The following is a 15006-nucleotide window of genomic DNA, read 5'->3' on the forward strand; positions in this document are numbered from 1 at the left end:
AAAAAAACGGCCGCATAATGGGGCGCTAGTTCCTGAATAGGGGGCGCACCATTCTTGCCTTGACCACAACCGAACAAGCACGGCCGGGCATCCTGATCGTCGATGACGAACGGGAGGAGTTACGCTTCCTGACCGATTTGCTGCGCCGCCAGCTGTATCACGTGCGCACCGCCAGCGATGGCATGGCGGGGTATCAGGCGGCGCTGGCGTCGCCGCCGGACCTGATCCTGCTCGACGTGCGCATGCCCGGCATGGACGGTTTTGCCGCCTGCCGGCTGCTGAAGGCGAACCCGGTGACGCGGGCGATCCCGGTGATCTTTCTCAGCGCTCTGGACGAGCCGGATGAACGCGTGGCTGGGCTGGCGATGGGCGGGGTCGATTTCGTCGCCAAGCCCTATCATCCGGCCGAGGTGTTCGCGCGCGTGCGCATTCACCTGGAGCTGGCCGGGCTGCGCAAGGCCGGACCGCCGCCACCGCCTGCTGCGGCGGACGCGCCGCACGATCCGGACGAAGTGGTGGCGATGGCCGCCATGCGCCTGATCAACGACAACTTGGGTGCGCCGCTGACGCTGGCCGGCATCGCCCGCGCGCTGGGCACCCACGAGAAGCGGCTGTCGCAGGCGTTTCGTCGCCATGCCGGCATGACGGTGTTCACCTACCTCGGCGAGGCGCGCATCCGGCGCGGCCGCCAGCTGCTGGCCGATACCGATTTGAGCGTGCAGCAGATCGCCGAACAGACCGGTTTTAGCAGCGCCGCCAATTTCGCCACCGCCTTTCGCGAACAGGCCGGCGCCACGCCCAGCGCGTACCGGCAGGGGATACGCCAGCATGGGCCGGTGGTTGAAAATCAGCAGGCATTGCCGTTCGACTTCGAGCAGGATTTGCCGTCGTGAGCGACGCCGAGCGCGACGCCGCCCGTATCCGCGCCCGCCTGCTGGCGGCCTTGCACCACGATTTGCGGGCGCCGCTGGCGCGCATCGCCACCCGCGCCAGTACCGGCTTTGCCGACTTGGCGGCGCTGGAGGACGAAGCGCGGCGCCAGCTGGAATGGCTGTCCGACTTGCAGGAATGCGCGCGCTTTGAATTGCAGTCGCCCGAACTGACGCCGGCGCCGGCCTATCTGCACGCCTTGATGCGCCACGTATCGCACGACGGCGCCGGCCTGCCAGCCTTGGCGCTGCTGGATGCGCGCCGCCTGGGGCAGGTGCTGGCGCGGCTGCGCGACCACTCGGGCGGCCAGCTGGCGTTGCGCGCACAGTGCACGCGCAACGCGGTGCGCATGCAGTTCCAGTCCGGCCAACCGGACGGCCTCTGGCACGATTTTAACGGCACGCTGGCGGACGAACGCATCCTGCCCGGGGTGATGGTGGCGGCGCACCTGGTGCGCGCCATGGGCGGCGTTTTACAGCACAGCGGCGATGGCTTGCGGTTTGAGATCAGCGCGCCGCTGGCGCAGGAACAGGATGCGATGCCGCCGACCCCGCATTTCGACTGGCCGGAACCGTTCGGCGCCGGCCACGCCATCCTGCTGCTGGAGTCGCACCAGCCGATGCAGGATTACCTCAGCGAGATTCTGGAGAGCGCCGAGTTCGACGTGCAGTACGAGCCGCAAGACCGCGAACCGGCACTGATCCTGTGCGCTGACGAGAGTGTGTGGGAAATCTGGCCGCGCGAGGATGCGCCGCCGGTGCTGCTGCACGGCCTGCTGCCGCCGCAGCGGCCGATGGACTTTGTCGAGGTGCTGTACAAGCCGGCGCCGCCGGCCATGCTGCTGTCGGCCTTGCGCCGGCGCTTGCAGATCAGGCTTTGATTAGCCTGGCAGCTTGCCGCCGCTGACGCGTTCGATGCCGGCCAGATCCTGCCAGCTTTGCACCTCGCTGTAGCCGGCCGCCTTGAGCAGTTCGCGCACCGCTTGCGCCTGATCGTAGCCGTGTTCCATTAACAGCCAGCCTTGCGGCTTGAGGTGCGGCTGCGCGCCGGCAATGATGGTGCGCAGCGCCGACAGGCCGTCGGCATGGTCGGTCAGCGCGCCGACCGGTTCGAAGCGCAGATCGCCTTCGGACAGGTGATGGTCGCCGCTGGCGATGTAAGGCGGGTTGGAGGCGATCACGTCGAACGCGTCGGCTTCCGCCGCGCCTTGCAGCGCGCCATACCAGTCGCTTTGCAGGAAGCTGACGCGGGCGTTGTTGTTGGCGGCGTTACGCTGCGCCACGGCCAGCGCGTCGGCGCTGACATCCAGCGCGGTGACGTCGGCATCCTGCCGCGTGTGGGCCACCGAGACGGCGATGGCGCCGCTGCCGGTGCCCATGTCCAGCACGCGGCCGTTGCGCGGCGTGCGTTCGAGCGTCAGCTCGACCAGCAGTTCGGTGTCGGGACGGGGAATCAGCACCGCGCTGCTGACGTCGAACGGCAGGCCGAAAAATTCACGCTGGCCGACGATGTAGGCGATCGGTTCGCCGTCCAGGCGGCGCTGCACCAGGGCGGCAAAGCGCTGCGCTTCTTCTTCGGTGAGTTCGCGTTCCGACTGGGTGATCAGCGCGATGCGGTTGACCCCCAGCGCGTGGCACAACAGCACGCGGTTATCCAGTGGATCGAGCGCGGACTGGCGTTGCAGGGAGCCGATGGTGCTGGTCATTTTGCGCGGCGGATCAGTACCCAGGCCAGCGCCAGCGTGAACAGCGCGAACCACAGGAACGACCACTGTGGAATCGACAGGCCGAACCATGGCGCCAGCGCATCTTCGCACAGGCCGTCGGCCCTGAACAGGAACGGCAGGTAAGTGGCGGTAGGGATTTTGTTGAGGAAGGTCTCGACTGGATCGATGCCGCAGGACAGGCCAGGATGGGCCAGCACCCACAGGTGTTTGCCGGCGGTGTAGAGGCCGCCCAGCGCGGCCAGCAGGCTGACGCTGGCCAGCGCTTTCGGCTTGCTGGTGTAAGCGCCGATCAGCGCGAACACGCCGATGGCGAGGAACAGGTAGCGCTGGATCACGCACAGCGGGCAAGGCAGCATGTCCAGCCCGTGCTGCAGGTACAGGGCGACGCCGATCAGGCCGAAGGCGGCGACGGCGATGGACAGCAGCAGGGAGCGGGTATGTATCATGGGGTGATCCGGTCAGGGGTAATGCGCGCAATTTTCGCACAATGTTGCTTGTCTGGCCTTAGACGGCTCTTAATTCCACCCCGCGGCCCGCATGCCGGGGTCTGACCCCGGTCGGGGTCAGACCCCATTTTGCCAGGGGGTTAATTATCGCCCAGCGCCGCCAGCAGTTCGGCCTGGTGCTCGGCGATCAGCGCATTGGTCATCTCTGTCAGGTCGCCGTCCATGATGAAGTCCAGCTTGTACAAGGTCAGGTTGATGCGGTGATCGGTCATGCGGCCCTGCGGGTAGTTGTAGGTGCGGATGCGTTCGCTGCGGTCGCCGGAGCCGATCAGGCTCTTGCGGGTGGCGGCTTCCTTGGCCTGCGCCTCGCGCAGCTGCACGTCCTTGATGCGGGTGGCTAGCACCTTCATCGCCTGCGCCTTGTTCTTGTGCTGCGAACGGTCGTCCTGGCACTCGACCACAATCCCGGTCGGCAAGTGGGTGATGCGCACGGCGGAATCGGTCTTGTTGATGTGCTGGCCGCCGGCGCCCGAGGCGCGGTAGGTGTCGATCCGCAGCTCGGACGGATTGATGTTGACGTCTTCCACCTCGTCGGCTTCCGGCATCACCGCCACGGTACAGGCCGAGGTGTGGATGCGGCCCTGGGTTTCGGTGGCCGGCACGCGCTGCACGCGGTGGCCGCCGGATTCGAATTTCAGCTTCGAGTAGACGCCGTTGCCGACCAGGCGCACGATCACCTCGCGGTAGCCGCCCAGGTCCGAGGCCGATTCCGACACCATCTCGACCTGCCAGCGCTGGCGCTCGGCGAAGCGGGTGTACATGCGCAGCAGATCGCCGGCGAACAGCGCCGATTCATCGCCGCCGGTGCCGGCGCGGATTTCCAGGAAGATGTTGCGCTCGTCGTTGGCGTCCTTCGGCAGCAGCATTTTTTGCAGCTCGACGTCGAGTTCGGCGGTGCGGGTTTTGGCGGACTCGATTTCTTCCTGCGCGAAGTCCTTCATGTCCGGATCGGCCAGCATTTCTTCGGCGGCGGCGATGTCGCCCAGCGCTTCCTGGTAGGACTTGTAGACCGCCACCAGCGGGCCGATTTCGGCGTGCTCGCGGGTCATCTTGCGGTAGCTATCCATGTTATCGGTAGCACCTTCGGACATCAGCAATTCATCGAGTTCGACCAGGCGGTTCGCCAGTTGGTCAAGCTTGGCCAGCATGGATGGTTTCATAGCGTATTCTGTGAGAGTGAAGCAGGCGCCGCGTGGCGCGGCGGGGAACAACGGGAGGCGGACCCGCGAGCGGGTGCAGCTAACGGCGGCCGCGGAACATCTGTGGCAGCAGCTCCGCCAGCTGGGCGCGTTCATCGCCCTGGGCATGGCGCAGCGCTTGCTGCGGGCCGTGCATGAATTTGGCGGTCAGGCCGCGCGACAGGGCTTCCAGCACGGTGTCGATATCTTCGCCCTTGGCCAGCATCTTGCGGGCGCGTTCCAGTTCCAGCAGGCGCAGCGCTTCGCTGTTTTCCTGCAGGCTCTGGATCACCGGCACCACGGCGCGGTCGTCGACCCAGTGCATGAACGACTGCACGCGGGTTTCGATGATGGCCTCGGCCTGGGCGACGGCGGCCTGGCGGCTTTCCAGGCCGGTCTGTACTACTTTGCCGAGATCGTCGACGGTGTACAGGAAGGCGTCGTTGAGACGCGCCACTTCCGGTTCGATATCGCGCGGCACGGCCAGGTCGACCATGAACATCGGCTTGTGGCGGCGTGCCTTGATGGCGCGCTCTACCATGCCGAGGCCGATCAGCGGCAGCGACGAGGCGGTACAGGAAATCACGATGTCGTACTGGTGCAGCTTGTCCTGCAGATCGGCCAGGCGGATGGCGCGGCCGCCGAAGCGGTGCGCCAGCAGCTCGCCGCGGTCCAGCGTGCGGTTGGCGATGGTGATGCTTTTCGGATTCTGCGCGGCGAAGTGGGTGGCGCACAGTTCGATCATTTCGCCGGCGCCGATGAACAGCACATTCTGCTCGGCGATCTTGTCGAAGATGCGCTGCGACAGCCGCACCGCTGCGGCCGCCATCGACACGCTGTGCGCGCCAATCTCCGTCGTGCTGCGCACTTCCTTGGCCACCGAGAACGAGCGCTGGAACAGCTGGTGCAGATAGGTGCCGAGGCCGCCCGCTTCATCGGCGGTGCGGATGGCGTCCTTGATCTGGCCGAGAATCTGGGTCTCGCCCAGCACCATCGAATCGAGCCCGGAGGCGACGCGGAAGGTGTGGCGGACGGCGTCGTGCTGCGGCAGCATGTACAGGTGCGGGCGCAGTTCGGCGTAGTTCAGCTTGTGGAAATCGGCGAGGAAATGGGCGCCGGCGTCAAGCGGGTCGGGCACGGTGCTGGCGGCGTACAACTCGGTGCGGTTGCAGGTCGACAGGATGGCCGCCTCGTCGCCGCCACGCTGGTCGATGCGCTCGAACCACGACCGCGCCGCCACCACCGCCTGCCCCAATTGCTCAGGGGCGAACGCCAGCTGCTCGCGGAGCGAGACCGGTGCGGTGTTGTGGTTGAGGCCGACGGCAAGCAGCTGCATTTCGGGTCCAGACTGATGGTTATGCGGTGATTATACCCCTACTGCCATCATGTTGCCCGTGGGACTGCCTATAATGCGATAGCAGTCCCCTTGCTATCGGTCAGGCGCCGAGTTTTTCCAGACGGTAACCGTAGCTGTAGACCGGAACCAGGCGGAAGCCGTTTTCTGGCTTTAATTGCAATTTGTTGCGGACGCGCGAAACGTGGGTATCCATGGTTCGCGACGGCACGGCGGTTTCGCGTATCCACACCGCTTCGTGGATATAGGCGCGCGACAGCGGGCGGCCGATGTTGCGGAAAAATAACAGTGCCAGATAGAACTCTTTGTGGGTCACATCCAACACAATGCCGTCCATCAGCAGGCGTCCAGGGCGGGTTTCAAACACGTACTGACCGAATTGCAGCTGTTCGGCGCCGTTTTGCGCCGGGTAGGCGCGGCGCAGCAGGGCTTGCACGCGCGCCACCATTTCACTGCGGCGCAGCGGTTTGATCATGTAATCGTCGGCGCCGGCCGCCAGGCCGGCCACGATGTCGTCCTCGCCCGAGCTGGTGGTCAGGAACAGCACTGGTGCGTTGTCCGGCAGCTTTTCCTTGGCGCGGCGCAGGACTTCGGCGCCGCCCAGGTCGACCACTTGCCAGTCGAGAATCATCATGTCATAGCTGTCCTTGCGCAACTGCGCCAGCACGTCTTTGGCGGTCTGGAAACTGTGACAGATGTGGCCGGCTGCGGTGAGCACCTGACAAATGAGTTCGGCTTGACTGCGATCGTTGTCGAGTACGGCAATTCTCATGCTGTTGCCTGCTGTTAAATGTTAAGGAGAAGTCACGTCAAATATAACAGAGATTCACAAATAGATTAGCAAAAAGGCTAAAAATATTTTCTTTCGACACTATCCATAATTTCTTTGCAACGCTTGTTTTCACTGCGCCGACCCGCATCTTGATTACACGGTACACTGGAAAAACCCCGAATTCAATGCAGAAGTTGAAAAATAGCAAGAACTTACAGTGCAGCCCAGGAGGTGTGATGAGCAGCAAAAAAGACACAAATTGGGCGCTGGTGCCGGTCTCGGAACGCGACATCGCGGCGGTGCGCGAACGTTGCCGCCAGCTGGTGCGGCGGCGGGCGATGCTGTCGGCTGGCGTCTCGGCGGTGCCGGTGCCTGGTCTCGACGTGGTGTCGGACCTGCGCCTGTTTGCGCTGCTGATTGACGACATCAACCAGGAGTTCGGCCTGTCCGAACAGCAGATCGAGCGCATGCAGCCGAAATTCCGGCTGATTGCCTATGAAGCGGCGATCGGCGTCGGCGGCATGTTGGTGGGGAAACTGGTGACGCGGGAAGTGGTCTTGCAGGTGTTGCGCCGCACCGGTTTCAAGGCGGTGGCGCGCCAGGCCAGCAAGCTGGTGCCGCTGGCCGGACAGCTGGCGTCGGCCGGCATCGGTTTTTTCGCTTTCCGCCAGATCGGTTACCAGCACGTGGAAGCCTGCGCCAAGGTGGCGCAGGAGTTGCTATCGGCCGGCGTGCACCGGCCTGCCTAAGCTACGTATTTAGGCGTCAGGTAATACCACGTTGACGTCCAGGACTTCCAGGTTGCCCTGGCGGTCCAGCGAGATCTTGATGTCGTCGGCGTTGACCTTGGTGTACTTGGAGATCACCTCGATCAGTTCCTTGTGCAGCGCCGGCAGGAAGTCCGGACCGGCGCGGCCGCTGCGCTCGCGCGCGATGATGATCTGCAACCGTTCCTTGGCCGCAGTCGCGGTTTTGGGTTTAGGCGGAAACAGGAAGGAAAGCAGTGCCATGGTTACTTGCTCCCGAAGATACGCTGCAGCAGGCCTGGCTTTTCATAGGTGGTAAAGCGCAACGGCAGTTCCTGGCCGAGGAAGCGCGCCACCACGTCTTCGTAGGCTTCCGCAACGTCGGTGCCCTTGAAGTGAATCGCCGGGTTGCCCTGGTTCGAAGCATGCAGCACCTGTTCCGATTCCGGAATGATGCCGATCAGTGGAATCCGCAAAATTTCCTGCACGTCCTGGTACGACAGCATCTCGTCCGCTTCCACGCGTTTCGGCGAGTAGCGGGTGATCAGCAGGTGTTCCTTGACCGGCTCGCCGCCGGTCTGGGCGCGGCGCGACTTGGCTTGGATGATGCCGAGGATGCGGTCCGAGTCACGCACCGACGATACTTCCGGATTGGTGACGATGATGGCTTCGTCGGCGAAGGTCAGCGCCATCAGCGCGCCGTGCTCGATGCCGGCCGGCGAATCGCAGATGATGAATTCGAAGCCCATGTTGATCAGTTCGTGCAGCACAACTTCCACGCCGTCTTCCGACAGCGCATCCTTGTCGCGCGTTTGCGACGCCGGCAGGATGAACAGGTTGTCGCAGTGCTTGTCCTTGATCAGCGCCTGGGTCAGCGTTGCCTCTTTATTGATCACGTTGATCAGGTCGTACACCACGCGGCGTTCGCAGCCCATGATCAGGTCGAGATTGCGCAGGCCGACGTCGAAGTCGATGACGGCCGTCTTGTGGCCGCGCATGGCCAGGCCGGTGGAGAAGCTGGCGCTGGAGGTGGTTTTACCGACACCGCCCTTGCCGGACGTTACAACAATAATTCTTGCCACGAATAATCCTTTTCAGAGAGGGGTGCGTCAAGCGCGGTTAGCCGTATTGACAGATGATATATCGATTCTGTCACCTACCAGGCGAATTTGCGTCGGCGAGCGTGCATATTCCTGGGGGAAACCGTCTTCAAACGTGCTGTAGACGCCGGCGATGGAGACCAGCTCCGGCGACATGTTCAATGCAAAAATGCGGGCCTGGGCATTGCCCGAGGCGCCGGCCAGCGCGCGGCCGTTGAGCGTGTTGTACACGTGGATGCTGCCGTCGGCGATGATTTCGGCGCCGTTGTTGACCACGGCGGTAACCACCAGGTCGCAGCCGCGCGCGTAAATGCGCTGGCCGGCGCGCACCGGGGTGTCGATGATCATGACGTCGGTGCCGTTGCTGGCGGCGGCAGGCGGCTGGGCCTGGGCGGCGGCCACCGCCACCGGGGCTGGCGCTGGCGCTGGTGCAGGCGCCGGCGCGGTGGACGCGGTGTCTTCACGCGGTTTGGCGCCGGCGGTTTCCAGGCTGAGGCCATGGGCGGCGATCTCGGCGGCCATTTCCGGCGGCGCGTTGCGCACGGCGACCGGGTTCAGGCGGTATTTTTTCAGCAGGGTGATCAGGCCGGCCCAGTCGATCGGCTCACAGCCGGCCGGCAGGGCAGCGATGTCGATCACGGTCAGGTCGTCTTCGAAAAAGTCGGCGGTGCCGCCGGTCATTTCGGCCAGCGCGGCGTCGAGCGCGATGCGGTCAGCGGTGGCCAGGATGGCGGAGACGGCGACGACGGTGGAAATCTTGATTTCGATGGGCTTTTGAAACAGGCTCTTGGACATGGGCGACAGTATCAGGGGTTATCCCCGCGCGCATGCGCAGGCACCAGCATTCTACTGTGGAAAGTGCGGAAAGTGGAGTTCTGGTGCGGGATTTCGCCCCGCACAGCGGCCTGCGCTGGGGTCTGACCCCGTACGGGTCAGACCCCGCTGTACCGGGTTTTAATAGACGGCGCGCAGTTGGTGGGCGGCCGCCACCATATTGCGCAGCGCGCTTTCGGTTTCCGCCCAGCCGCGCGTCTTCAGGCCGCAATCGGGGTTGACCCACAGGTTGGCCGGCGGGATCACCGCGCTGGCTTTGTGCAGCAGGCGCACCATCTCCTGCTGGTCCGGCACGCGCGGCGAGTGGATGTCGTACACGCCGGGGCCGATTTCGTTCGGGTAGCGGAACTGGCCGAAGCCGTTCAGCAGTTCCATGTCCGAGCGGCTGGTCTCGATGGTGATGACGTCGGCATCCATGGCGGCGATCTGCGGCAGGATGTCGTTGAACTCGGCGTAGCACATATGGGTGTGGATCTGCGTCGCGTCGCCGACCGCGCTGGCCGACACGCGGAACGCATGCGTGGCCCAGTCCAGATAGGCGGTCCAGCGGCTGCGGCGCAGCGGCAAGCCTTCGCGCACCGCGGGCTCGTCGATCTGGATGATGCCGATGCCGGCATGTTCCAGGTCGGCCACTTCATCGCGGATGGCCAGTGCGATTTGCAGCGCAGTGCGGGCGCGCGGCTGGTCGTCGCGTACGAACGACCATTGCAGGATGGTGATGGGACCGGTCAGCATGCCTTTCATCGGTTTGCCGGTCAGGCTTTGCGCATGTACGGTCCAGCTGACGGTCATCGCTTGCGGGCGGCTGACGTCGCCGTAGATGATGGGCGGCTTGACGCAGCGCGAGCCGTAGGATTGCACCCAGCCGTGCTGCGTGAAGGCGAAACCGTCCAGCTGTTCGCCGAAGTATTCGACCATGTCGTTGCGTTCGGCTTCGCCATGGACCAGCACGTCCAGCCCCAGCGCTTCCTGGCGCTGCACGGCGTCGGCGATTTCGGCGCGCATCGCGGCTTCGTAGTCGGTCAGGCTCAGGTCGCCGCGCTTGAAGCTGGCGCGGGCGGCGCGGATGGCCGGCGTTTGCGGGAACGAGCCGATGGTGGTGGTCGGGAAGTTGGGCAGTCGGAAGCGGGCGCGCTGTGCGGCCTGGCGCTCGGCAAAGTGAGCGCGGCGCTGGTCGGCGCCGGCCGGCAGGTGTTCCAGGCGGTCGCGCACGGCTTGCTGGTGCACGCGCGGGCTGGCGCGCCGGCTGGCGATGGCGGCGCGGGAAGTGGCCAGCGCGGTGTCGGCACCGGCGTCGGCATGCAGCGCTTGTTTGAGCGTGTTCAGCTCCGCCAGTTTTTCGGTGGCGAAGGCCAGCCAGGAGCGGGTTTCCGCGTCCAGCGCGGTTTCAGCGGCCAGCGTGAACGGCACGTGCAGCAGCGAGCAGGACGACGATAGCCACAGTTTGCCCGCACGTTTGTCGACGATGGGCTGGAGCACGGCCAGCGCGGCGTCGAGGTCGGTGCGCCAGATGTTGCGACCGTCGACGATGCCGACCGACAGCACTTTGTGCACCGGCAGCCAGTCGGCGATGCTGGCCAGTTCCTGTGGTGCGCGCACGCCATCCACGTGCAGGCCGGCCACCGGCAGGCGGCACGCCAGGCTGAGGTTTTCTTCCAGCGGTGAGAAGTAGGTGGCCAGCAGCAGCGGAACGCCGACCTGGTTCAGTTGCCAGTAGCTGTTTTCAAAGGCGCTGCGCCATGGCGCGGGCAGGTCGATGCCGAGGATGGGCTCGTCGATCTGGACCCATTGCACGCCCTGGGCTTTCAGGCGGTCCAGGATCTGGCCGTAGATGGGCAGCAGTTTGTCCAGCAACGAGAGGCGGTCGAAGCCGTCGGTCTTGGCTTTGCCCAGCCACAGGAAGGTCAGCGGGCCGATCAGCGCGGCTTTGACGGCGTGGCCCAGTGCCTTAGCTTCGGCGACTTCGTCGAACAGGCGTTCGCAGGCCAGCGTGAAGGCGGTTTCCGGCGTGAATTCAGGGACAAGGTAGTGGTAGTTGGTGTCGAACCACTTGGTCATTTCCAGCGCGGCGGCGGCGGGAAGGGCATCGGCGTCGCGCGCGCCGCAGCCGCAGCCGGCGTCGTGATCAGCGTGGGCAGCGTGGGTGTTGGCGGCGCCGCGGCCGCGCGCCATGGTGAAGTAGCGGCTCAGTTGCGGCTGGTCCGGCTGGAAGCCGTAGCGCGCCGGTTCGCAGCCCAGCAGCTGGATATGGTTGGCTACCTGGTCGTAAAACGCGAAATCGCCGACCGTCACGAAGTCGAGACCGGCATCGCGCTGCAAGGCCCAATGGCGCGCGCGCAGGTCGCGGCCCACGTCTTCCAGTTCGGCGTCGGACAACTCGCCGCGCCAGTTACGCTCCAGCGCAAATTTCAATTCGCGGGCCGCGCCGATGCGCGGGAAGCCTGGAATGTGGGTAGATATCGTTTTATGAGTGTTGGTCATGGTGCTGTCATCCGCATTTAATATTGGTGATATAAAGTGTGCGGCAAACCGGTCTATAATCAAAACGAAAGATTTTGCGCGTTCACATGAAAATAATTAATAGACCATGCTAGAGATACGCCATTTACGCACCTTGAGCGCCTTGCGCTCGGCCGGCAGCCTGGTGCGCGCTGCCCAGTTGCTCAACCTGACCCAGTCAGCTTTGTCACATCAGATCAAATTGCTGGAAGATCGCTACGGTGGGCCGCTATTTGAGCGCAAATCGGTGCCGATCGGCTTCACCGCCACTGGCGCGCGCCTGCTCAAGCTGGCCGACTTGCTATTGCCGGAAATTGAGACTGCAGAGCGCGAAGTTGCGCGCCTGATGCAGGGAGATACCGGCCAGTTGCGGGTAGCGCTGGAGTGCCACACGTGTTTCGACTGGCTGATGCCGGTCATGGACGAGTTCCGCAAACGGTGGCCCGAGGTCGAAATCGATCTGGTCTCCGGTTTTCATAGCGAACCGGCCGATTTGCTGCGCAGCGGCGAAGCCGATCTGGTGATCGGTTCGGCCTATGGCCCGGAATTCAGCACCTTCCCGCTGTTCCGCTTTGAAATCCTAGTGGTGATGGCGCAGAAGCACCGGCTGGCGCAGCAGCGCCGCCTGAGCGCCGCCGATTTTGAAGGTGAAACCCTGATCACCTATCCGGTGCCGGAAGAGCGTATCGACCTGATCCGCGAGGTACTGAACCCGGCAAACGTCCACTTCCAGCGCCGCACGGCCGAGTTGACGGTGGCCGTGCTGCAATTGGTGGCTAGCCGCCGTGGCATTGCTGCGCTGCCCAATTGGGCCATCAAAAACTATGTCGATTACGACTATGTCATCGCCCGCCCGGTCGGTGAGCAGGGCCTGTGGAGCGACTTGTTCGTCTCCGTGCCCGAGACGCAACAGCACAAAGCCTACGTGCTCGATTTCGTCAACGTGATACGTGAGCAATGCGCTGCCTCGCTCGACGGTATCAAATTATTATCGTGACAAATAGTTATTGTTTCTGCAAAATATATACCGTGGGTTTGATGCGCATCAAAGTATGCGCTGAAACCCGCGCATACGATTAGTGCCCGACTAGCAACTCTGGCGATTGTTCTCGCGGCAGCGCAGCATTGAAACCTGCCACGGCTAGCAAGTGGACAGCGTATGATAAAAGTTCGCGTTGTTGCTCAACTTAGCCGGCCCCGGCTGGCGCATTGGAGAATCAAATGGATGATGTAGTTATCGTTGCCGCTGGCCGCACCGGCGTGGGTAAATTTGGCGGCAGCCTGGCCAAGACCCCGGCCGCCGACCTGGGCGCGCATGTGATCAAGGGCCTGCTGGCCAAAAGCGGTATCGATCCTAACCTGATCAGCGAAGCCATCCTCGGCCAGGTGCTGACCGCCGGCGTCGGCCAGAATCCGGCGCGCCAGGCCGTGATCAAGGCCGGCCTGCCGAACACGATTCCCGGCTTTACCATCAACCACGTCTGCGGCTCCGGCCTGAAGGCCACCCACCTGGCGGCGCAAGCGCTGAAGGCGGGCGACTCGCAAATCATCATCGCCGGCGGCCAGGAAAACATGAGCGCCGCACCGCACGTGCTGCCGGGCTCGCGCGACGGCTTCCGCATGGGCGACATCAAGATGATCGACAGCATGATCGTCGACGGCCTGTGGGATGCGTTCAACCAGTACCACATGGGCACGACTGCCGAAAACGTCGCCAAGAAATACGAGATTTCGCGCGCCGAGCAGGACGAATTCGCGTTGCAATCGCAGCTGAAGGCGGAAGCCGCGCAAAAAGAAGGCAAGTTCAAAGATGAAATCCTGCCGCTGGAAATCGTCCAGAAGAAAGGCAGCTTCGTCTTCGACAGCGATGAGTACATCAAGCCAGGTTCAACGTTGGAAGGCTTGGCCGGCCTGCGTCCGGCCTTCGCCAAGGATGGCACCGTCACCGCCGGCAATGCGTCCGGTCTGAACGACGGCGCCGCCGCCGTCATCATGACCACCGCCAGCAAGGCCAAGGAGCTGGGCCTGCCGGTGCTGGCCAAGATCAAGGCCTATGCGTCGTCCGGCCTGGACCCGGCCTTCATGGGTATGGGCCCGGTCACCGCGACCAAGCTGTGCCTGAAAAAAGCCGGCTGGACGCCGGATGATCTGGACCTGCTGGAAATCAACGAAGCCTTCGCCGCACAGGCAGTGGCGGTCAACAAGGAAATGGGCTGGGATACCAGCAAGATCAACGTCAACGGTGGCGCGATCGCCATTGGCCACCCGATCGGCGCGTCCGGCGCCCGTATCCTGGTGACGCTGATTCACGAAATGATTCGTCGTGACGCCAAAAAAGGCCTGGCCTCGCTGTGCATCGGCGGCGGCATGGGCGTGGCGCTGGCGATTGAACGCGCTTAATTTATAAAAACAGCGGCCCGGCCCCAGGCCGGGCCAACTTCGAATGTTGGCATCAAACGAGGGGACAATTATGGCAAGAGTAGCATTGGTAACCGGTGGCATGGGCGGTCTGGGCGAAGCAATCAGTTATAAGCTGTCGGCCTTGGGCTATTGCGTGGTCACCACGTATTCCCCGGGCAATCCGAAGGTCGAACAGTGGCTGGCCACGACCCGCGACCAGGGCTATAACTTCCGCGCCTATCCATGCGACGTGTCGGACTTCGACTCAGCCCAGGCCTGCATCGCGGCAATCGAGAAAGACATCGGCCCGGTCGATATCCTGATCAACAACGCCGGCATCACGCGCGATATGACCTTCAAGAAGATGGACAAGGTGAACTGGGACGCGGTCATGAAGACCAACCTGGATTCCGTGTTCAATATGACCAAGCCGGTGTGCGACGGCATGATCGAGCGCGGCTGGGGCCGCATCATCAATATTTCGTCGGTCAACGGCCAGAAGGGCGCGTTCGGCCAGACCAACTATTCGGCGGCCAAGGCCGGCATGCACGGTTTCACCAAGGCGCTGGCGCTGGAAGTGGCCAAAAAAGGCGTGACCGTCAACACCATCTCGCCGGGCTACATCGGCACCAAGATGGTGATGGAGATTCCGCAGGATGTGCTGGACAGCAAAATCATCCCGCAGATTCCGATGGGCCGTCTGGGCAAGCCGGACGAGGTGGCGGGCCTGGTGGCTTACCTGTCGTCCGATGAAGCGGCGTTCGTGACCGGCGCCAATATCGCCATCAACGGCGGCCAGCATATGTCCTGACCCGCAAAGCGGACACGAGGGTCTGACCCCGTACGGGGTCAGGCCCTTTTCGCTGTATTGTGGGTTGGCGGTACAATCTGGCTATCACAGCCAAAGGACCGCCTCCATGTTTGACCCTGCCTCCCCCTGTTTCCGCCGATTACGCCGTCC

Annotated in this window: 15 protein-coding genes; 6 read left to right on the forward strand and 9 right to left on the reverse strand. The window is 63.6% G+C overall.

Translation table 11 applies throughout. From position 1 onward, the window contains the following. Positions 1 to 59 precede the first annotated feature (59 nt). Together HH213_RS11785 and HH213_RS11790 are read left to right on the forward strand one after the other, a co-directional pair. Positions 60 to 893, forward strand: coding sequence for a response regulator transcription factor (locus tag HH213_RS11785; protein WP_308494536.1), 834 nt, complete (start codon positions 60 to 62; stop codon positions 891 to 893). Continuing rightward, positions 890 to 1810, forward strand: coding sequence for a histidine kinase (locus HH213_RS11790; RefSeq protein ID WP_169112370.1), 921 nt, complete (start codon positions 890 to 892; stop codon positions 1808 to 1810). The genes HH213_RS11785 and HH213_RS11790 overlap by 4 nt, the downstream gene beginning before the upstream one ends. Here the strand turns inward: HH213_RS11790 and prmC are convergent, their stop codons facing one another. The 5 genes from prmC to HH213_RS11815 form a co-directional block, all read right to left on the reverse strand. Next, complete coding sequence (gene prmC / locus HH213_RS11795) at positions 1811 to 2635, reverse strand: peptide chain release factor N(5)-glutamine methyltransferase (protein ID WP_169112371.1); 825 nt, start codon at positions 2633 to 2635, stop codon at positions 1811 to 1813. After that, positions 2632 to 3102, reverse strand: a complete 471-nt coding sequence (locus tag HH213_RS11800) for a disulfide bond formation protein B (RefSeq protein ID WP_110846143.1) — start codon at positions 3100 to 3102, stop codon at positions 2632 to 2634. The genes prmC and HH213_RS11800 overlap by 4 nt, the downstream gene beginning before the upstream one ends. Before the next feature lie 140 nt (positions 3103 to 3242). Continuing rightward, positions 3243 to 4322, reverse strand: coding sequence for a peptide chain release factor 1 (gene prfA, locus HH213_RS11805; protein ID WP_110846144.1), 1080 nt, complete (start codon positions 4320 to 4322; stop codon positions 3243 to 3245). A gap of 79 nt (positions 4323 to 4401) precedes the next feature. Next, positions 4402 to 5676 carry a glutamyl-tRNA reductase gene (gene hemA / locus HH213_RS11810; protein WP_169112372.1) on the reverse strand — a complete coding sequence of 425 codons (1275 nt, stop codon included), beginning with the start codon at positions 5674 to 5676 and terminating at the stop codon, positions 4402 to 4404. A gap of 100 nt (positions 5677 to 5776) precedes the next feature. Further along, entirely contained in the window at positions 5777 to 6466 is a 690-nt protein-coding gene (locus HH213_RS11815; RefSeq protein ID WP_110846146.1) for a response regulator transcription factor, read from the reverse strand. Positions 6467 to 6702: 236 nt separating this feature from the next. Here HH213_RS11815 and HH213_RS11820 point away from each other — a divergent pair, with 236 nt between their 5' ends. Then, positions 6703 to 7215: a hypothetical protein gene (locus HH213_RS11820; protein ID WP_169112373.1), complete on the forward strand. Its 513-nt coding sequence runs from the start codon at positions 6703 to 6705 to the stop codon at positions 7213 to 7215. Positions 7216 to 7224: 9 nt separating this feature from the next. On the opposite strand, the gene minE is transcribed toward HH213_RS11820, so the two are convergent. The 4 genes from minE to metE all read right to left on the reverse strand — a co-directional run bounded on the left by minE (position 7225) and on the right by metE (position 11627). Further along, positions 7225 to 7476, reverse strand: a complete 252-nt coding sequence (gene minE, locus HH213_RS11825; RefSeq protein WP_072782712.1) for a cell division topological specificity factor MinE — start codon at positions 7474 to 7476, stop codon at positions 7225 to 7227. A gap of 2 nt (positions 7477 to 7478) precedes the next feature. Continuing rightward, complete coding sequence (gene minD, locus HH213_RS11830; RefSeq protein WP_110846148.1) at positions 7479 to 8294, reverse strand: septum site-determining protein MinD; 816 nt, start codon at positions 8292 to 8294, stop codon at positions 7479 to 7481. A 27-nt stretch (positions 8295 to 8321) separates the two neighbouring features. Next, a complete protein-coding gene (minC, locus tag HH213_RS11835; protein ID WP_169112374.1) occupies positions 8322 to 9107 on the reverse strand; it encodes a septum site-determining protein MinC in 786 nt (261 codons plus the stop codon). A 159-nt stretch (positions 9108 to 9266) separates the two neighbouring features. Then, complete coding sequence (metE, locus tag HH213_RS11840; protein WP_169112375.1) at positions 9267 to 11627, reverse strand: 5-methyltetrahydropteroyltriglutamate--homocysteine S-methyltransferase; 2361 nt, start codon at positions 11625 to 11627, stop codon at positions 9267 to 9269. A 106-nt stretch (positions 11628 to 11733) separates the two neighbouring features. On the opposite strand from metE, the gene HH213_RS11845 reads away from it, so the two are divergent. The 3 genes from HH213_RS11845 (at position 11734) to phbB (ending at position 14856) form a co-directional block, all read left to right on the forward strand. Next, positions 11734 to 12642, forward strand: coding sequence for a LysR family transcriptional regulator (locus tag HH213_RS11845; RefSeq protein WP_110846151.1), 909 nt, complete (start codon positions 11734 to 11736; stop codon positions 12640 to 12642). A 224-nt stretch (positions 12643 to 12866) separates the two neighbouring features. Then, positions 12867 to 14045, forward strand: coding sequence for an acetyl-CoA C-acetyltransferase (locus HH213_RS11850; protein WP_110846152.1), 1179 nt, complete (start codon positions 12867 to 12869; stop codon positions 14043 to 14045). Positions 14046 to 14115: 70 nt separating this feature from the next. Continuing rightward, on the forward strand, positions 14116 to 14856 hold the full coding sequence (gene phbB / locus HH213_RS11855; RefSeq protein ID WP_110846153.1) for an acetoacetyl-CoA reductase: 741 nt from the start codon (positions 14116 to 14118) through the stop codon (positions 14854 to 14856). Positions 14857 to 15006 lie beyond the last annotated feature (150 nt).

Origin of the sequence: Duganella dendranthematis (genome assembly GCF_012849375.1) — a bacterium.
In the GTDB taxonomy this organism is placed as follows: Bacteria; Pseudomonadota; Gammaproteobacteria; order Burkholderiales; family Burkholderiaceae_D; genus Rugamonas; species Rugamonas dendranthematis.